The sequence below is a fragment of the Sphingomonas sp. PP-CE-1G-424 genome (genome assembly GCF_004341085.1).
Taxonomy (GTDB): Bacteria; Pseudomonadota; Alphaproteobacteria; order Sphingomonadales; family Sphingomonadaceae; genus Sphingomonas.
Genome location: NZ_SLXW01000002.1, coordinates 16,609 through 36,052, shown reverse-complemented (window position 1 = coordinate 36,052; position 19,444 = coordinate 16,609). Strand labels below are relative to the sequence as shown.

Below are 19,444 nucleotides of genomic sequence, written 5' to 3'. Positions count from 1 at the left end.
AAAGAAAAGAAGAAACTGCTCAACCGTCTCAAGCGGCTGCGGCGGCAGACGAACTCGTTCACATCGTCCACACCTATCTGACCTGACCGTCGGTTCCACCATGCGCGGTCCGCCGCGGGCATTTGCGGCAATCTGGGGCGATCCGTTATCAGTCGTCGGGATACGCTTCGGCGATCATCACCCCTGCTGTTTCCGCATAGACCGCCTCCCACGCTTCGCGGATCTCCGGCGTGAAACGGCTTCCCAGTATTTCCGAAAACGTCGCGATCAATACGGCGCCGACAGCGTCGTATTGATAGGGTTTGACGCCGTATCCGACATGTTTTCGTGCAAGGTCTGCTAAGGTGGGCCGCAATCCGGCAATATTGCCCACCTCCCTGACGAGAATAGCGATCGTCTTCTCGAACACGAATGCCTGGTGGCGCAGATCGTCGGGAAAGAGCGCCCGTGCGAAAGGGTGATCGAGCAGCAGTCGATGATAGAAAAGTTCGGAATACGGGCGGGGTGAGCGTCCGATCAGCACATAGCTTTCGGTCACGAGCCGGACCTGATCTGCCGTCAAGGACATGTCCCCCTCCCCCCGCGGATGAACTCCCCGCACCGCCGAAGATCTCGACCAGAGCGAAATATTCCCGCCCACAGCCAAGGACTTATGCCCGATCTACACTATCAGATCAGATCGCTGAGCGATGTCAAGATGCTTGCGGCATCGCGGCTATCCGCGCGCGAAGGTTCATGTCGGTGCACGCTGAGCAAAAAAGCCCGCACCGGCCGCCGTCGAAGGACTGGCCAAAGCCGCCGCCGCGGCCATGTGCCTACCGATGTCGTTGACCGTGGGACTGCCTTTCTCGTCGATGGTATCGCCAGCGGAGCGACGTCGACCCCGTCGGGCACCGGCTCATCCGCTGTCGTCGGAATGACACGAGCGCGGACTAGAGGACGCGCTCCCCTCCGCCACGGTGAGAGATTGCGTGCCTGTCGTCCGCCCTATCGATCGCTGGTTTGTCGAGGAGATTCTTCCCCATGAACGCGATCTGCTCGATGCGGCGTATCGGTTGTGCCGCGGTACGGACGAAGCGCGCGATCTGGTACAGGACGTGCTCGCGCGGATGCTCGCGACGGAAGCTTGGAGCGCGATCGTCAATCCCAGGACATACATGCTGCGGATGATGCGCAATCTGGCGATCGACCGGCTGCGCCGCGCCAAGATCATCGATTTTCGCCATTTCGTCGAATTCGAGAACTTCGATGCTCCCGACGAGACCCCCGACCAGCACCGGATCGCCGAGGACCGCCAGCAGCTCGACGATCTCGCGCATGCAATACGCGCGCTGCCGGACAAGTGTCGAACCGCCTTCGAGCGCTGTCGCGTCGACGGCCAATCGCCGCGACGGATCGCCGACGAACTCGGCGTAAGCCTGTCGACGCTCGAGAAGCGGCTCGCGCGGGCGATTTACCTGGTGACCCAAGCGCTTGAGCCGCGCCGCCGTGACACGTACGAGGTGCCGGAGCCGGATATCGGACACCGCCGGCTCGCCGGATCTCGAAAACCGCATTGAACGGCATATTGGCGGATTGCGATGCGGCGTTCGTCTAGGGGAGTATGTATGTGCTGAAAGAGGATCGCGCATGACGCGGTTCGGCGGTCTTCTTCGTAACGATGCCGATATCGATGCCGCCGAAGCCGCCGCATGGTTGGCGCAGTATCGCTTGGGCAATCTGGACGAGGTCGCGTTCCAGACGTGGCGCGACGAGGATGTCGCGCACGCGATCGCCTTCGCGCGTGCTCTGGCGATGTGGGACAGGGTCGGCAGCGAGACTCCGCGGTCCGTGCGCGAACTTTCGGGGTGCCGCACCGCCGCCCCGGCCCCCGACGCACCGAAAGGGCCCTGTTCGCGACGGATGTTCCTGCAAGCGGCCTGCGCGGTGGCGGCGGTCGGCGTCGTCGCGGCCGGTACGACCGCGACGCGCGCTTATGCCTGGGATAGTGAAACGACCGCAGTCGGCGAGAGCAAGACGATCCGCCTGCCCGCAGGCGGTGTCGTCGCGCTCAATACGGATTCCCGGTTATCCTGGCGCGTGTCGAGCACCGAAAGAACGTTCTGGATCGAACGCGGTGAAGTCGCGCTGAGTCTTCCGAAGGGACCGGATGCCGTGTTTCACGGCGACGGGCGCATGGTGGTCCTTTCGGCGGGGCGCTTCAACGTGCGTGCGCGGGGCGGGGCGCTGGATCTGCTGGTGGAGAAGGGTATGGCACGCGTCGCCGGGCAGGCTGGGTCGATGCCCGGTTCGACGATAGACGCGCGCAGTGGTGCGACGAGCCTGCTGGTATCGTCCGACGGCGCAATCGTGCGTCGGGCCGATGCCGATCAGGTCGACCGGGTCACGGCCTGGCAGCATCAGGAGATCCTCTTCCGGGATGCGACGCTGGGCAGCGCGGTCGAGGAGTATAACCGATTTCTGGTCCGCAAGATCGTGATCGTCGATCGCGAGCTCGCCAGCATCCCGGTCGGCGGACGGTTCGTCACGAGCGACCCGACCGCTTTCCTCGATGCTGTTTCGACCGGCTTGAACATCCGGGTATCGCGCTCGCCGACCGCGTATCTGCTGACCCGCTGACCCGCTGACCCGCTGACCCGCTGACCCGCTGACCCGCTGACCCGCTGACCCGCTGACGCTTCGGCCGATCCCGCATGCCGTCGAGCTGAAAATCGCGAGAAAGTTTTGTCGGAGTTGGCGGTTGGTCCCGCACTGATCGTCTTTCGGGGTGAAGACGGTCTCGACCAACCATTCCAACCGAGGTTTCCTCCATGCGCTCGACACTCGCCGGGACGTCGCTGCTCGCGACGCTCTTGATGACGCCTGCTGCTCATGCCGCGCCGATCGCCGCGCCCGACATGCACAGCTTCGATATCGCTCCCCAATCGCTGGCCAACGCGCTGACCGAATTCGGACGGCAGGCGAACGTGCAGATCTTCTTTCCCCGCGCCGCGATCGCGCAGGTCCAGTCGGCGGCGATCCACGGCGCGATGTCTCGACAGGCCGCGTTGCGCCTGTTGATCGCGAACAGTCCGCTCCAGCTGCGGCGCGACGACGGGAAGACCGTCGTGCTTAGCGCGGCCGATCCGCAGGCGCGCGCTGGCCTTCGTCATCCGGTTGCCTTGACCACGGGCGCCGCGGCCCCCGATCGCACCGGCGTCACAGTGCCCGATGCAGCCCCGGACCCCGCCGCCGATCCCGGCAACGAGATCGTGGTGACCGGCGCGGTGCCCCTTGAAGAGGAGCGCGCGCTCGCCTGGAAACGACAGCAGGTCGGCACCAACGCGGTCATGTCCGGCGAGACGATCGCCCGGCGTCCGGGTGGCAACATCGTCGACATCCTCGCGGTCCTGCCGGGCGTCAGCGCCTATGCGGACATGGGGCTCGGCCAGGCCGCCACTGGCGAGGCCGAGTTCATCTCGATCCGCGGCATCGATTCGAGCTACAACGCCTATTCGATCAACGGCATGCGCGTGGCGGAAGCCGATCCGGCGACCCGCGCGCTGTCGCTCAAGATGATCGCGCCCTACGGCCTGCGCTCGGCGAGCGTGTCGAAGACCCCCGGCGCCGCCGATTACGGCGACTCGATCGGCGGCACGGTCGACATCGCGACGCCGACCGGTTTCCAATATGGCGACCATTATCTGAAGGTCACCGGCGGCGCGAATTACAACGACCGCGCCGACAAGCTCGGCTTCAAGGCATTCGGCGGGGTCGGTCAGATCGAACTCGCCAAAACGTTCGGCGCGAACCACGCCATCGGCGTCTACGCGACCGGCTATTACGAACAGCGCCGGTCGGCGGCGGAGAGCGTCGAGGCGGTCACCTATATCCCCGCGACGGCGACCTCCGGGCCCGGCAACCTGACCGCGATGGGGATCAAATACGATCTCTACGATTCGAACATCGAGCGGTTCGGCGGCAATTTCTCGCTCGATTTCAAAGGTGACGCGGTCTCCGCGTTCATCCGCGGCACCTATGGCCATTACAAGGTCTCGTCGGTCGACGTGCAGCACAGCATCACCGGCGGCGTCCTCCAGCTGCTCGGCACCGCCCCCTATTACGGCGCAAACGGCGCCTATAACCCGCTCGGCACGCTGGCCGGCAGCTACTTCCAGGCCCGCGACCAGATCTCGCAGCTCGGCACGATCCAGGCCGGCAGCGACATCAAGATGTCCGACAAAGTCACAGCCTCGTTGCGCGCGTCCTACGGCTATGGGCAGCAGCGCCGCCCCAATTACGTCGAAGGAAGCCTGTACAGCGACACGAGCCTGTTGACCGACAGTGCCGGAAATCCCCGCGGCAGCGTCCTGATCGACGCCGGCAATCCGACCAATATCGGTCTCGCATTCGCCGATCCGGCGACGCGCAACGCCGTCTTCAGCGCCGACTCGATCCGCGCGTGGAAATTCCAGGCGCGCGATGTCGAGTCCGACGACAACCTCTACGAACTGAAGCTCGATATGGATTACGCCCCCGACGGGCTGATCAAGCATATCCGCTGGGGTACCGACCTCAGCCTCTCGGACCGCTCGCAATACGACCGCGGCCTGCTCGGCAACAACGGCGACAATTTCGTCATCCCCGCCGCGGACGGCAGCCGCCCCGATTTCGATGCCGGGCAAGGCCCGACCGGGTCCGCACTACCCGGCCGCAACGTCGATTTCATGGGCGGAAACTATCCCGGCTTCCGGATCTACGACCGGACGTATTTCGAGAAGAGCATCCTGCCCTACGCCTATACCAACCAGTTCACGCCGGACGGCACCCCGAACCCCGGCTATTACACCACCAACGACTATGCCCGGAACACGGTCTTCGGCACGGAGACGGTCGTCGCCGGCTATGCGCAGGCGGACGCCGCGCTCGGGCCAGTGCAGATGGTCGCGGGTCTTCGCTTCGAGCACACCGACTTCACTGCGACCCACTGGGTAGTGGTCACCGATTCCGGCGGCGCATCGCCGAACGATACCGGCCATTTCACGTCGGACGGCAACAGCTACAACGAATTTCTGCCAAGCCTGAACCTGGCCTACCGCCCGACCGATCGGCTAGTCATCCGCGGCGCAGCACGGCGCAGCTTCGCGCGGCCGGCCTTCGCGCTGGTCGCGGGTCCCGAGACCTATAGCTACAACGACGTCACCGGCGCACTGGCGTTCGTCAACCGGTCCAACCCGGATCTGAAACCGACGACCGCGACCAACCTCGATCTCGGCGTCGAATGGTATCCCGATCACAGCGCGGTGATCGAGACGGCCGGCTTCTACAAGCATCTGTCGAACTTCGTGTTCACCGCAAGCGCGACCGGCAGCACGCCGAGCTCAAGCGGGGGCTCCAACACCGTCGGCGGGATCGTCTACACGATGCCGCTGAACGGCAGCGACGCCGATCTGTACGGCGTCGAATTCCATGCGCGGAAGCAGTTCTTCGAACTCGGACGGTTCTTCGGCGGGTTCGGGGTCGAGGGGTCCGCCACGTTGCAGGACAGCCGTGCCGACAGCGGCGTCGCCGGGCGCGGCACGACGGTGCTGCCCCGCGCGCCCAACGTCATCTACAACACCGAGCTGTTCTACGAGCGTCCGGCATTTTCCGGCCGCCTCGCCTGGCAATATGTCGGCCGTCAGCTGCTGAGCCTCAACGACCAGCTCGACACCTATCTCCAGCCCAACCGCCAGCTGAACTTCAACGCCACCTATCACATCGGCCGATGGTCGCTGTCGGGCCAGGTGCAGAACATCCTCAACAAGGAGAGCTTCTACAAGACGATGGGCAAGAGCACGCGCTATCTGGGTGTGCAGGACGGCGGCGGTAACGGCTCGTATGTCGAGACGGGTCGCTTCTTCAAGCTGACGACCTCGTTCCAGTGGTAAACGCGCGTTCGGCACGAGGCTTGCGATTGGCCGCCGCCGCGCTTCTGGCGACTGCTGCGGCCGGTACAGCGGCGGCGCGACACGGCGACCGGGTCGAGGGACTGCCGGCGACGCTGCGGCTCGATCAGGTGCAGCTGCTCGGCTCGCACAACAGCTACAAGCGCTACCCGTCGGCCGACGAAGAGGCGCGGATCCGCACGCTGGCGCCACAATATTGGGACGAGCTCGACTATGGCCACCCGCCGCTGGAGGCGCAGTTCGCGATCGGCATCCGTCAGATCGAGATCGACGTCGCGCCCGATCCACAAGGCGGCCTGTACGCCACGCCCTATCAGATGGCGGCGGCTGCAACACGCAAGGCGATGATGGCACCGGGCGCGAAGGTGCTGCACTTTCCGCAGATCGATACCGAAAGCCATTGTCTCGTCTTTCGCGAGTGCCTGGCGATCCTGCGGCGCTGGTCCGACCGGCACCCTGACCACCTGCCCGTCACGGTGCTGGTCAACGCCAGCGACTTCCCGCCGATCGCCGGGTCGTGGCTGCACGATGCAAAATTCGAGGCTGCCGATCTCGACGCGCTCGATACCGATATCCGCACCGTCATGGGCGACGATCGGCTGATCGTGCCCGACAGCGTGCGCGGTGATCGCCCGACGCTGGCGGAAGCGGTGCGCGCGCATGCATGGCCGACGCTGGCCGCCGCGAGAGGGCGGTTCATGTTCGTTCTCGATGGCGACGAGCGGCATTATGCGCTTTACCGCGCGGGCCACCCGTCGCTGCGGGGCCGGGCGATGTTCGGCTATTACGACGAGCAATCGCCCGAAGCCGCCGTGTTCAACATCCAGGACCCGCGCGGCGAGGACGCGCATATCGCTCGCCTCGTCCGCACCGGCTATCTCGTGCGCACCCGCGCCGATGCCGACACGAAGGAAGCGCGCGCCGACGATCCGACCCGGCTCACCGCGGCGATCGCCTCGGGCGCGCAGTTCGTGAGCAGCGACTATTACGAGGGCGTCCCCAACCCGCATGGCTATGCCTATCGCGCGAGCCTGCCCGGCGATGTCCTGCACCGTTGCGACCCGGTCGCCGCGCACTGCGAGGCGCTACCGTTGAAGCGGGCGGACCGGTGATGCGGTTGCGGCGTATCGCGGCGGCGTTGATCGTCGCACCGCTTCCGGTCTGTGCGCAGACGACCGCGCCTGCATCGTCGCAGGACGTGGTGATAAGCGGCGTGATGCGGGACAGCGACCGCGGCAGCTACCGCGAACTACCCTTCGACGTGCCCGCAGGCGTCACCAGATTGACGATCGACGTCCAGGGTGCGGATCACAAGGACGGCACGTATCTGGTGCTCGGCATCTACGACCCGACGCGGGAGCGCGGCTGGGGCGGCGCGATCAAGCCGCACATCGTCATCGCCGAGACCTTCGCCTCCACCTCCTATTTGCCGGGTCCGCTACCGGCGGGCCGCTGGCGGTTGAGCGTCGCGGTGGCGTCGATCCGGCCCGGTACCGTGTCGCCCTACACGGTGACCGTGCATTTCGATCGCGGCGCGGCGGCGCAGGCGATCACGACGACGGCGCTGAAAACCGGTCCGGGCTGGTATCGCGGCGATTTTCACACGCATACCGGTCAAAGCGACGCGCTCTGCCGGAGCGAGCCGAGTCGTAATCCAGTGCCCTGCCCGGTCTATTTCACGCTGAAGGCCGCGCGCGATCATCGGCTCGATTTCGTGACGGTGACCGATCACAACGTCCGTTCACAGGTCGCCGAGCTCGCCAATCTCGCCCCGTTCTTCGATAATCTGCTCGTGATCCCCGGTCGCGAGATGACGACGCAATACGGGCATTTCAATCTGCTCGGCATTACCGATTTCGTCGATTATCGGATCTGCGCTGTCGGTGCGCCGAGCGTCAACGCGATGTTCGACGGCGCACGCGGGACCGGCGCGATCATCTCGATCAACCACCCGGAGATCCCGACCAACGAGAATTGCCTCGGGTGCGGATGGTCGGCGCCGGATACGGATTACACGCGGGTCGGCGCGATCGAGGTGGCCAATGGCGGCATCGCCGCGGATCATGGCGGCGCGTTCGACGATGGGGCCGGTTCCGGCACCGCCTGGTGGGAAAAGCTGCTCGATCGTGGCTACCACCTGACCGGTATCGGCGGCAGCGACAATCACGATGCGATCGACGGTCGTGCGGGCAGTTCCCCGGTCGGCGCGCAGTCCCCAGTCGGCACGCCCACTACCGTGGTCTACGCCTCGGAGCTTTCGCAGGCGGGCATCCTTGCAGGCGTCCGGTCAGGGCGGGTATTCATCGATCTGGAAGCCGCACATCCCGGACGCGTCCTCGATCTGACGGCAAGCGCGGGCGCGCGATCCACTGCCGTGATGGGCGGCACGTTACGCCGTCGTCCGGGACAGGCGATACGCGGTGCGGTCCGTGTTGCCGGGGCAAATGGCGATGTCGTCGATCTCATCGTCGACGGCAGGCATATTCTACGTGGCCAACGCCGATACGTGGTGGGCTCAGACGCGAGGATTACCTTCGACATCCCCGCAAGAGACAAGGTTCACTGGCTCCGCGCCGACGTGCGCACGCCCGACGGAAAACGGGTTCTCATCGGCAACCCGATTTATGTGGTTCGGTAGCGCATCGGAACGACCAAAGTGCGAACCACCCCGCAAGCGGCCAAGAGCCTGTCAACGAGTCCCCTTTTATATCCGGTGCCGATACGTGGGCGCGGATCGTGGTGCTAGCGATGCTGTAGTGGCCGGTGTCCGCTATCACTCGGCCAAGGTGAACGACACGATCTCCTACGTCGGGTGAGCGTGCCTGTTTCGCGCTGTATATCGGTGCTCTGAACGCGGGTCATGGCGGCGGTACCGGGACGACTTGCTCGATACCCGCCTGTGATCGACTGGCGTGATTGATCCTGCCCGAATAATCGATTGGACAAATGTCCGTCAAATCCTGCATCTTGGGCTCAAGCACGGAATACTCATCGAGAGAGGACGCCAAGATGGCCGATTACGAACAGCCCAAGAGCAGCGGTTGCCCCATGGGCCCCAACGGTGGCGGCGAGGTCAAGGCCCGCTCGCTGCTCGGTCGTACCAACAAGGATTGGTGGCCCGACGCGCTGCCGATCGACATGCTGCACCAGCACGGCGTCTCCCCCGACCCGATGGGCGAAGAGTTCGACTATGCCGAGTCGTTCCAGCAGCTCGACTACGCCGCGCTCAAGACGGACCTGACCGCGCTGATGACCGACAGCAAGGCCTGGTGGCCGGCTGATTACGGTCACTACGGCCCCTTCATGATCCGCATGGCGTGGCACGCCGCCGGCACCTACCGCGTGACCGACGGTCGTGGTGGATCATCGTCGGGTCAGCAGCGCTTCGAGCCGCTCAACTCGTGGCCGGACAACGGCAACCTCGACAAGGCGCGTCGCCTGTTGTGGCCGCTGAAGCAGAAGTACGGCAAGAACATCAGCTGGGCCGATCTGTTCATCCTCGCCGGCAACGTCGCGATCGAAAGCATGGGCGGACCGATCTTCGGCTTTGCCGGCGGCCGCAAGGACGTCTTCGCCTCCGAGGGCGATACGTTCTGGGGCGCCGAGGAGCTGTGGGTCAACGAAGGTGCGCAGACGCGTATCAGCGAGGACCTGCCCGAGCTCGAAGGACCGCTCGCCGCGATCCAGATGGGTCTCATCTACGTCAACCCGGAAGGTCCGGGCGGTGATCCGAACCCGCTCCTGTCGGCGCGCGACATGAAGGCGACCTTCCAGCGGATGGCGATGAACTCCGAGGAAACCGTTGCGCTGACCGCCGGCGGCCATGCGTTCGGCAAGGCGCACGGCGCCAAGCCCGCGCCCCATTTCAAGGCGCCGTCTTCCGAGTCCGTGCACATGCAGGGCCTCGGCTGGCTGACCGACAGCGAGGAGATCGGCCAGGGCCACATCACGACCTCGGGCGTCGAGGGCGCATGGTCGAACAACCCCACCAAGTGGACCGGCGACTATCTGCGCCTGCTGTTCAAGTACGACTATGAACTGACCGAGAGTCCGGCCGGCGCGAAGCAGTGGCAGCCGATCAACCCCGAGCACGAGGACATGGCACCCGACGCACGCGATCCCAACAAGCGCGTGCCGACGATGATGACCACCGCCGACATGGCGCTCAAGATGGACCCCGAGTTCCGCGAGATCGCGCTGCGCTTCCGCGACGATCAGTCGGCACTCGACGATGCGTTCGCACGCGCCTGGTTCAAGCTGACGCACCGCGACATGGGTCCGCGCGTTCGCTATCTCGGGCCTGAGGTTCCGGAAGAGACGCTGATCTGGCAGGATCCGGTTCCCGAGGGCACCGCGCCGTCGGACGCCGATGCCGCTGCGTTCAAGGACGCCGTGCTGTCGAGCGGGCTGACGATCGGCCAGCTGGTCAAGACCGCCTGGGCGTCGGCATCGAGCTATCGCCGGTCGGACCACCGCGGTGGTGCGAACGGTGCGCGCATCGCGCTCGCACCGCAGAAGGACTGGCCGGTCAACGAGCCCGAGCAGCTGAGCAAGGTCCTGGCCAAGCTCAACGAACTGCGCGGCGACATGTCGCTGGCCGACGCGATCGTGCTAGCCGGTTCGGCAGCGGTCGAGAAGGCGGCGCGCGATGCCGGTCACGACGTGTCGGTGCCGTTCCTCGGTGGACGCGGCGATGCGACGCAGGAGTGGACCGATGTCGAGAGCTTCGTGTGGATGGAGCCGCAGGCCGATGGCTTCCGTAACTACCTGAAGACGCGTCACCCGGTGAAGACCGAGGAGCTGCTGCTCGACAAGGCTTCGCTGCTCGGCCTGTCCGCGCCTGAGATGACCGTGCTGGTCGGTGGCCTGCGCGTGTTGGGCGCGAACTTCGGCGATGCGCCCGAGGGCGTGCTCACCGAGCGTCTGGGTCAGCTGACCAACGACTTCTTCGTCAACCTGCTCGACAACGACACGTTCTGGGATCTGGTCGACACGTCGAGCGACGAGAAGTTCATCGGCTACGATCGTGGTGGTCGCGAGAAGAAGTGGCAGGCGACTCGTACCGACCTGATCTTCGGCTCGAACTCGCAACTGCGCGCTACCGCCGAAGTCTATGCCGAGAACGGTCACGAACAGAAGTTCGTGCGCGACTTCGTCAAGGCATGGGTCAAGGTCATGAACGCCGATCGTTTCGACGTGACGGCTAAGCCTGTATCGTCCAACCAGGCGACGTAAGCTACTTTAGCGGGTGGATAGGCCGTGGCGGTCCGGGAAAGGTTCCGGAATACTATGGCTTATCCGCCACTGACCTGATCTATAAGATAGAGGCTTCGATCGTTGGACGGCAACGGTCGCTCTCCATCAGCCTTTATTTTGTTGTGCATACAGTCCACTACGACCTTGACTCTCTGACGCGTCAAAAATTTGCTGCGCTACGCCATGAGCAAATACCGGTCAGGACTATACAGTCTTTGCACAGGTTCCAGCCCACTTGTGCCTTGAAACCGTTGGGCAGGATTTGGTCGATGTAATGCCCGCCCAGATCGCAGGCGATCGGGCCGATCCGGCTTTTGGCCTCTAATATATCCCCGGTCACGCCATATTTCTTCTGATGGCGAGCAGGTCCGCCGCCGACCGCTCCTCAAACAAATTCTCGAACGCCTGGTCGAATTCCGCCTTGTCGCGCAGCGCGGAATTCGCGGTGCGGCCTCCGTATAGAATCTGCAGCGTCGCCCCGTCAGCGACCGCGTCAATCAGCTTGTAGGTATCGATATACTCGCCGAACCGCTTCACCGTCTGACGCCCGCCATGGCGTTCGGTTTTCAGCGGCGTGCCGGTAAAGGCGATCCGCGCAGCATTGCGAAACACCTCGAACAGATTGTCGCCCATATCGCTGCCCTGGATCCGGTGTGCCTTGTCCACCATGATCAGAATACGGCCCGAGTCATTGACCACGCCGAAGCTGTCGGCGCTGGGCGGCGGGGCATAGCGACCGAGCTTTTCGCGCACTCTGGCGGTCAATCGTACCCCCATTACGCGCGCAAACCGTCGTGCTTCGTGGCGACAACGCGAAAATGTGTACGGCGATGCACGCGCTCTACACACGATCACTTAGCTCTAAACGTCACCCTGGCGGCGGCGCCAACTGGGGCAAAGATGTCGCGGTGCCCGGCAGAAATGCATCGCCCCTGATCGTGTCTATTGCCGCGCGTTGCAGTGATGTTACCGGTCGGTGACGGATCCGGGTCACACGGATCGACGCGGGAGGATGTTCGAAGCCCAAGGGGGGACCATCCATGATTCGCTTGCCCGTTCGTACGTCTGCCATCGCCCAGCTGCTGACTGCCAGCGCGCCGTTACTTGTCCTTGCCACACCCGCTGTCGCGCAGGATCAGGCGCCGATCGGGCAAGCCGTCGCCGGTGCGGCTGACGAACAGGGCGTCGGCGACATCATCGTCACCGCGACCCGCCGTCGGGAATCGTCGAAGGACGTGCCGCTCGCGGTTACCGCGATCAGTGGCGAAAAGCTCGACGTGCTCAATTCGAGCGGCCTCGACATTCGCTTCCTTGCCGGTCGTACGCCGAGCCTCCAGGTCGAATCGTCGTTCGGCCGCACCTTCCCGCGCTTCTATATCCGCGGTCTCGGCAACACCGATTTCGATCCCAACGCCGCGCAGCCGGTGTCGGTCGTGTATGACGACGTCGCGCTCGAGAACCCGATGCTGAAATCCTTCCCGGTCTTCGATCTGCAAAGCGTCGAAGTGCTGCGCGGTCCGCAGGGTACGCTGTTCGGACGCAATACCCCCGCTGGCGTTGTGAAGATCGATTCCGCCAAGCCGAACCCGGACAAGGTCTCGGGCTACGCGACCGGATCCTGGGCGACCTACAACACGATCAACGGCGAGGCGGCGCTTAACCTGCCGATCGGCAACGGCTTCGCATTTCGCGCGTCGGGTATCATCCAGTCGCGCGACGATTGGGTCACGAACGACTCCACGACGGGCAATGCGGATCGCAAGCTCGAAGGCTATCGCGACGTCGCCGGCCGCTTCCAGCTCGGCTATACCAGCAGCGATTTCAACGCGTTATTGAACGTCCATGTCCGTGACCTGACCGGATCGCCGCGCATCTTCCGCGCCGGGCTGTTCAAGCCGGGCACCAACGACTTCAACACCGGGTTCGACCCCAAGCACGTCACGCTCGACGGCTATGCCAGCCAGAGCCTCACGCAGTGGGGGACCAACTTGCGGCTCGACTATCACCTCGACGGCATCGGTACCTTCTACTCGGTCACCGGTTACGAGCAGGCCAAGGTCGAGAGCACCGGCGATGTCGACGGCGGCAACAACTACACGTTCCTCGGCGGGACGATCGGCGCGATCGGCGTCGGCCTGTTCCCGTCGAACACCGGCGGCCTGACCAAGCCCAAGGAGTTCAGCCAGGAGCTTCGGTATGCCAGCGAGGACATGAACGGCATCCGCCTCCAGGGCGGGCTGTATTATTTCCACCAGACGTTGCGCTATCACCAGTACGACTATGCGTTCGGCGGTACCGGTTCGCGCGCGACCGACCTCGACCAGGATATCTACCACGACAATCGCAACGAGAATTACGGCGCGTTCGCCTCGATCGAGGCCAAGCCTGTCGACCTGCTGACGCTCCGCGCAGGCGTCCGTTATTCGCACGACTATCGCAACGACCTCGTCACAGCACCGATTCCCGGCACCGGGATCAGCGACACGCTGCCCGCGCGCGCGGTCGTCCGCGGTTCGAACGTCACTTGGGATGCGAGTGCCACTTACGAACTGACGCCCGCGATCAACGTCTATTCGCGGCTCGCGACCGGCTATCAGGGCCCGGCAATCCAGGACCGCGTGACCTTCGGCAGCGTCCAGAGCACCGCGCCGAAGCAGACGACCTTCTCGGGCGAGAGCGGCTTCAAGGGCACGCTGCTCGATCGAAAGGTGAACTTCTCGCTCGACGCCTATTGGTACAGCACGAAGGACCTGCAGATCACCGCGGTCGGCGGCAGCAGCAATTCGGCACGCCTGATCAGCGCGAACAAGGCGATCGGCTACGGCGTCGAGGGCGAATTCGAGGCGCGTCCGCTTCCCGAGCTGACATTGACCGCGAGTGGCAGCTACAACTTCACCGAGATTCGCGATCGAAATATCGGCGTCGGGGTGTGCGCGACCTGCACCGTACTCGATCCGATCTTCAACGGGTTCGCGGTGATCGACGGCAACGATCTTCCCCAGGCGCCACGCTGGATCGCCAACTGGACGGCGCGCTACGGCATCCCGCTCGCGAACGGCGGCGAGGTCTATGCTTATACCGACTGGGTCTATCGCAGCCGTATCAACTTCTTCCTGTATGAAGCGGTAGAGTTCACCGGCAAGTCGTCGCTCGAAGGCGGGCTCAAGGTCGGCTATAAATCGCCGCAGGGATATGAGGTCGGCGCATTCGTCCGCAACATCACCAACCAGTATCGCAGCATCAGCGGGATCGACTTCAACAACCTGACAGGCATGATCAACGAACCACGCATCATTGGCGGCCAGTTCAAGATCGCATTTTAAGATCGGACGCGCCTTATGGGCACTTTTGATGCGTAAGCGAGCGAGAGGCGCTGTCGTCTGACGTAACACCGCGGTGTGCCGGTGCACTGGCACTGGCCCTAGCGTCCGCTTTTGGGCGAACGCGCAGAGGACCGAACCAGGTTCAAGTACCTCGACTGACGTCGCCAACATGCGTCAGAAAACGGATTGAAGGCCTAAGGTCTACTAGGGTGAGAAAGTCTCGATCATCGAGCGTGACCGCAACCTAGATGCACGTTGCGGTCGATGGCGCGCGCGGCATCGTCGCTCAGGGCATGATTAGACCAAGTGCAAGCTCCGCAACAATGGGCTACTACACCTGTCGATGGCGGACCTTCGCCAGGGCGATAGCCTCATCGCTGCCGACGGACCAACAGGTGCTTGCGTTCACGCGGTCTGGCAAGCACTTCATGAACGAAGCCCAACGGCTCACGGTGTTGCGACCGGCAAGGTCGAACCTCAAAAGGCTGTGACAAAGCACATAGCGTTCAAAACTGCCTGAACAACGAAGCATGGTGATGGCGGCAGATCCCCCAATGAGCTCAACGTTCCTTGAAGGGCCAAGCCTTCAAAAATGCCTCTGTAGTTCCCTTAAAGGCGTTTCGGTCGACTTTTCCGAAGCATGAGGTCGCGCGGGGCTCGGGACCGTGCTGGCCTTCGGTATAATGCCAGATGGTCCAATCATCCCAACCCTCCGGCATGGCACTATATGGCTTAGAGAAGGTAGAGGGAGGATATTCATCGAACCAAAGCGCACCCTTGGTTACTGGTGAGCTGCCATTTACCCTTCATCACTAATCGTAGTCGATGCCGGCCATAGATCACCGGCCATCGATTGAGCTGACGGTGAATTTCTAGGCAGAATTCTTCCATCTGCTTGAAAACACCATATCTCTCGCAGTCAAAGGCGATGAGGTCGTTATCCTCAGGCTTAGCAAAATCAAGAAAGTGTTGAGCCTGTAATGTTCCGTCCGCAGATTTTCCAGCGAAGTGATAAGCACCCCACAAAAGGCCCGCTTCTTTGATTTCATGCTTGCGGCGCTTGTAATTTTCATCAGTCCAATCGCCCCCTTCGGTGGCTTTGTGGACGACGGCAACGATACCGGCTCGCTTGACGGCGGCCCAATCAGCGACCTGGTCTTGATAATGCGAGATGTCTATCATGCATGTGGTCCATGCCGCGCTGATGTTCCCCATCTCGTTTTCTTTCCCCGACGAACTAACTACTGCAGACGGCCGCATTAAATTTCTGGAGTCAAGGAGTTTGGCTGCAAGTTATTTTAAATATCGGCTGCGGAACGGCTGTGGATCGATCATTCGCTCGATCAGCAGCTGCCCAGACCCGTTTCCGGGCGTTCAGAGGTTCTGGCGGCTTCTCAGCTTTTGCCATTCGTTCATCTACTGGAAACCGCTCGCTTCGGTGGTTTGGCCGGGCCAGCCAGACCGATTTGAATTAGGATGAAGCTGCCATTCCCATCAGAGGATCCAAACCTCTGTATCTAACGAGAGCCGACATACGCCTGCCTAGTTTTCCGCATCCGGCTCATTGGTTGCCCGAGTGGCTACTACGTTAGGATCAAGGCTTGGCTGAATGGGCGAGACCACGGGCCGGTTGAGCCCTTCGGACGGGGTGCCGTCCGCGCCGTGGCTACACCCGCCGGCCCCACCCGGGCTACTCGAGGGTCTCGATCGGCCCGGTCGCCAGAGTTTGGCGCGCTGAGCTCCGCAGGCCGGACGGCTTAATCTACCGAATGATGATTGAATCGAGCCTGCTTCTCCTGCTCCCGTCGCCATCCACGTGCCAAGCAAGCTGAAAACATGCGCCGCCGTCAGCATCACGATGAGCGTTTGTTCTCGACCCGATCCGCGAGGGAGACGACGAAGAACAGGCCTGCCCCATATCCAAGCTGCGTTGTGGTAACGACAAGACCGGCGACAGCGCCGTGGAGACCTAAGGCCGGTGCTATCTCGCCGATCAGCGCTTGCGCATAATAGAGGTTCGCGACCATCAGGCCGCATGAGACGGAGAATATTGCGGTGAGGCCGGGACTTATGCCGGGTCCATGCGTCTTGATGACCATGCACGCCGCTTAGCCGCTCCTGATTGCCGCGTCGCTATCGGGCGTCGGCATTATAGCCGTCGAAATCCAGTTGCTGCCGTTCGTGAAGGCCCGTCGACTGCCTGAGCCGCGTAGCATGCACGACGCTGGTGCATTTTGCCTACAGCGTCCCTAGGTTTCGCGTTCTCCCTCCATCTGACGACGGTGATGCATGTCCAAGCCCATGAAAATCGATTTCGTCTCGGACGTGTCTTGTCCTTGGTGCGTTATCGGCCTGCTCGGCCTCGAAGAGGCGCTCGCTCGCACTGGAGACCTGATCGACGCGGACATCACCTTCCAGCCCTTCGAGCTGAACCCGCAGATGGGCACCGAGGGGCAAAATATCGGCGAACATATTGCGGAGAAGTATGGCTCGACGCCCGAGCAGTCGGCCGCCAATCGCACAATGATCCGCGATCGCGCTGCCGATCTTGGTTTCGTGATGCGGATGTCGGAGACGAGCCGCATCTACAACACGTTTGACGCGCACCGACTGCTGCATTGGGCGCATATTGAGGGCAGGCAGCCGGCGCTGAAGCGGGCATTATTTGACGTTTATTTTACCGATCAGCAGAACCCGTCCGACCATATTGTGCTGGTCGCCACCGCGGCCAAGGTCGGGCTGGACCCGACGCGCGCCGCTGCGATTCTTGCGTCGGAAGAATTTGCCCAAGATGTCCGCACCGCCGAGCGATTGTGGCAGTCGCACGGGATCAGCGCGGTACCTGCAATCATCATCAATGATCGCTATCTGATCTCGGGCGGCCAGCCTCCAGAAGCGTTTGAGCACGCCTTGCGCAAAATCGCAGCCGACGCCTAGTTCCCGTCACCTCTCCGATTAGCGGCACTTCTGCTAACTTGACCCATTCCCGGACGCTCGCAGGCTCTTTTCATTTCCTCAACTTCGGCCGTTCGTTCATGTGAGAAGCGCGGAATGGAATGGCTTGGTTTGGGACGAAGCCGTCGTTCAAGCCAGGCTCCCCTAACGACTGCATCGGCTAGAAGCCGTTATCCTTCGCGGATCACTTTTCCCCAGTATGTGCGAAAGAATGACGGACTGCGATCTTTTGGAATAGCGATCTTTTCGCGGATCGCGGTCGAACGACATCTCGACGACCGGGATGTCGGCGTCGGGGAACGCGACCTTCATCGGGACGAAGACGCCGTAATCGAGGCCGCGGGTCGGGTCGACAATGGCCGTAATGCCGGCAGGACTGCGGTGAACACCCGGCTCGTAAATTGGCTTCGATGATCGGTGTTGAAGATCGCCGACGCCTCGAAGTGCGTGCTCCGGCGCAAGTGTCCCACCAGTTCGGCTAGCCGCCCCGGCGGTAGCGCCCTCGCGCCCTTCGCCTATCCCGATCAGCTCCCGCACGCGGCGCTGTCCGCGACATAATCGAAGCGCCGGTCGCCCCAGACACGCAGGCGGTTGCCAAGACGAGATCACCCCGCCAATCACGCGCGCCAGGATTGTTCAAACGCAGTCAGATCGTCGCAGAGATAAGCGGTAAGATAGGCCGCAAGGTCAGAGTAACGGCCTTCACCGTTCGAATCATAGACCCAGAGTTCCGGCTCATCTGTGCAATCGAGCCAAAGTAGATAAATTTTGTCGTTCGAGACATCATTGCCAGCAAACAGCGACAAGCGTTCCGAGCGGAACAGCGCAGAAGCGTCGTTTGGCCAATTCTCCTCCGCCGCCTCCCTCATCTCGCGAATCTCCCGCAACAGCGGGTCAGCCGGTTCATCCCACAATGCCACCATGTCAGCGGATGAGAGCCAATGGCCGTGCGTGGCGAGCCGCCAGCGCCCGAAGGCTTGGAAGCGCGCGCGCAGCATCGGGCTGACACGCCGACATACGCCCTTCGCCAGGGTCGGCACCTGATCCACGAACGGCTCGGGATCAAAGCGTACAGGAACCGCCCATTCGGGCGGCGGCTGCGCGGGATCCGCCGCGTTCAGATCGTTCGCAATCGCATCCGTCTTTGCCGCAGCTCGCCGAATTAGGTCATCGATCATGACATAGCGCTCTAGAAAAGTTGTACCTTTGAGTAATTCGTGCCGGGAGGAAGGGCCTCCGTCGCACCCCCTACATAACTATTTACAGATTTGTTTACCGGAAATGATGGGCCCGGCCGGCTGACCACCCCAGCCCACGTCCGGCGTATGCCCCGGTGCCATACCGGTGCCATTATAGGCACCGGGATTTTGTACCTTTGCCGAGTTGGCGGCTCGGTCGGCGGCCTGCCGCATCTGCGGTGTCACCGCTTGCCGGGTCATCGGACCGTTCGCTCCGAGCTGCCCATTCCAGTCATTCTCGTGCTGCTGGAGCGCAAGGTCCTCAGCAGACCCGGCGGGATATTTGTTGCGGATGTTCAGCGTACCCTGATTGTCAACAAACGCGCACACTAACCCGAACGGATCCACCCAGCTTAGCGGGTCTGGCACATAAGCCTGGCCGTTGGCCCCGCCCTCTAGCCCAATCGCACCGGGCTGCTGACTACTAATGGGGATAGCGATAGGCCGGTAAGAAAATCTCGTCGACCGCTTTCACGGTAGCAAATACACTTCGCCTTTCAACCGAAGTATCACTGTTCCGCTAGTGCATGCAAGAATGCGGGAAACGATTCACTCAATTTCTCCATAGTCGATTTTTTATTTTCTTGGGGGGAGCGATACTCCTCCCACATATCCATAGGATGATACCAGATTGAATTATCGGATCGATCAATGGAAAAGTAGTTTCCTCCGGGGTCTGATCCGAATGCCAGATTATCATCTGGAATTAAATGCTGCCGCCTTAGCGCGAGATTGACCTTTATTA

The 19,444-nt window shown here is 62.5% G+C and carries 14 protein-coding genes and 1 pseudogene; 8 read left to right on the top strand and 7 right to left on the bottom strand.

Annotated elements, in window-relative coordinates; all coding sequences use genetic code 11:
* Window positions 1-148: 148 nt before the first annotated feature.
* Window positions 149-568 carry a globin domain-containing protein gene (locus C8J43_RS05385; protein WP_133030078.1) on the bottom strand — a complete coding sequence of 140 codons (420 nt, stop codon included), beginning with the start codon at window positions 566-568 and terminating at the stop codon, window positions 149-151.
* A 391-nt stretch (window positions 569-959) separates the two neighbouring features.
* Here C8J43_RS05385 and C8J43_RS05380 point away from each other — a divergent pair, with 391 nt between their 5' ends.
* From C8J43_RS05380 to katG, 6 genes are all read left to right on the top strand, one after another.
* The gene (locus tag C8J43_RS05380; RefSeq protein WP_133030077.1) at window positions 960-1,559 is read left to right on the top strand and encodes an RNA polymerase sigma factor; all 600 of its coding nucleotides are present in this window, start codon (window positions 960-962) and stop codon (window positions 1,557-1,559) included.
* A 70-nt stretch (window positions 1,560-1,629) separates the two neighbouring features.
* A complete protein-coding gene (locus tag C8J43_RS05375) occupies window positions 1,630-2,619 on the top strand; it encodes a FecR domain-containing protein (protein WP_133030076.1) in 990 nt (329 codons plus the stop codon).
* Window positions 2,620-2,810: 191 nt separating this feature from the next.
* The gene (locus tag C8J43_RS05370; RefSeq protein WP_133030075.1) at window positions 2,811-5,909 is read left to right on the top strand and encodes a TonB-dependent receptor; all 3,099 of its coding nucleotides are present in this window, start codon (window positions 2,811-2,813) and stop codon (window positions 5,907-5,909) included.
* Complete coding sequence (locus C8J43_RS05365) at window positions 5,903-7,039, top strand: Ca2+-dependent phosphoinositide-specific phospholipase C (RefSeq protein WP_133030074.1); 1,137 nt, start codon at window positions 5,903-5,905, stop codon at window positions 7,037-7,039. The genes C8J43_RS05370 and C8J43_RS05365 overlap by 7 nt, the downstream gene beginning before the upstream one ends.
* Window positions 7,039-8,565, top strand: coding sequence for a CehA/McbA family metallohydrolase (locus tag C8J43_RS05360; protein WP_133030073.1), 1,527 nt, complete (start codon window positions 7,039-7,041; stop codon window positions 8,563-8,565). Before C8J43_RS05365 ends, C8J43_RS05360 begins: the two co-directional genes overlap by 1 nt.
* Window positions 8,566-8,975: 410 nt before the next feature.
* Window positions 8,976-11,162 carry a catalase/peroxidase HPI gene (gene katG, locus C8J43_RS05355; RefSeq protein ID WP_243645499.1) on the top strand — a complete coding sequence of 729 codons (2,187 nt, stop codon included), beginning with the start codon at window positions 8,976-8,978 and terminating at the stop codon, window positions 11,160-11,162.
* A 357-nt stretch (window positions 11,163-11,519) separates the two neighbouring features.
* Here katG and C8J43_RS05350 read toward each other — a convergent pair whose 3' ends face one another.
* Entirely contained in the window at window positions 11,520-11,936 is a 417-nt protein-coding gene (locus tag C8J43_RS05350; protein ID WP_207893338.1) for a hypothetical protein, read from the bottom strand.
* A 287-nt stretch (window positions 11,937-12,223) separates the two neighbouring features.
* On the opposite strand from C8J43_RS05350, the gene C8J43_RS05345 reads away from it, so the two are divergent.
* Window positions 12,224-14,506 (top strand): TonB-dependent receptor, encoded by a 2,283-nt coding sequence (locus C8J43_RS05345; RefSeq protein WP_133030071.1) that lies wholly within the window; start codon window positions 12,224-12,226, stop codon window positions 14,504-14,506.
* A gap of 756 nt (window positions 14,507-15,262) precedes the next feature.
* Here the strand turns inward: C8J43_RS05345 and C8J43_RS05340 are convergent.
* Together C8J43_RS05340 and C8J43_RS05335 are read right to left on the bottom strand one after the other, a co-directional pair.
* Window positions 15,263-15,688, bottom strand: a complete 426-nt coding sequence (locus C8J43_RS05340; RefSeq protein ID WP_165899552.1) for a glycoside hydrolase family 25 protein — start codon at window positions 15,686-15,688, stop codon at window positions 15,263-15,265.
* Window positions 15,689-16,359: 671 nt separating this feature from the next.
* Complete coding sequence (locus C8J43_RS05335) at window positions 16,360-16,605, bottom strand: hypothetical protein (RefSeq protein WP_133030069.1); 246 nt, start codon at window positions 16,603-16,605, stop codon at window positions 16,360-16,362.
* A gap of 190 nt (window positions 16,606-16,795) precedes the next feature.
* Between C8J43_RS05335 and C8J43_RS05330 the strand changes: the two genes are divergently transcribed.
* Window positions 16,796-17,443 carry a DsbA family oxidoreductase gene (locus C8J43_RS05330; RefSeq protein WP_207893337.1) on the top strand — a complete coding sequence of 216 codons (648 nt, stop codon included), beginning with the start codon at window positions 16,796-16,798 and terminating at the stop codon, window positions 17,441-17,443.
* A gap of 276 nt (window positions 17,444-17,719) precedes the next feature.
* Here C8J43_RS05330 and C8J43_RS22290 read toward each other — a convergent pair.
* The 3 genes and pseudogenes from C8J43_RS22290 to C8J43_RS05315 all read right to left on the bottom strand — a co-directional run.
* Window positions 17,720-17,833, bottom strand: a pseudogene (locus C8J43_RS22290) (dioxygenase); the annotation flags it as partial.
* A gap of 245 nt (window positions 17,834-18,078) precedes the next feature.
* Entirely contained in the window at window positions 18,079-18,639 is a 561-nt protein-coding gene (locus tag C8J43_RS05320) for a hypothetical protein (protein ID WP_207893336.1), read from the bottom strand.
* Window positions 18,640-18,717: 78 nt separating this feature from the next.
* Window positions 18,718-19,068: a hypothetical protein gene (locus C8J43_RS05315; RefSeq protein ID WP_165899551.1), complete on the bottom strand. Its 351-nt coding sequence runs from the start codon at window positions 19,066-19,068 to the stop codon at window positions 18,718-18,720.
* Window positions 19,069-19,444: the final 376 nt, after the last annotated feature.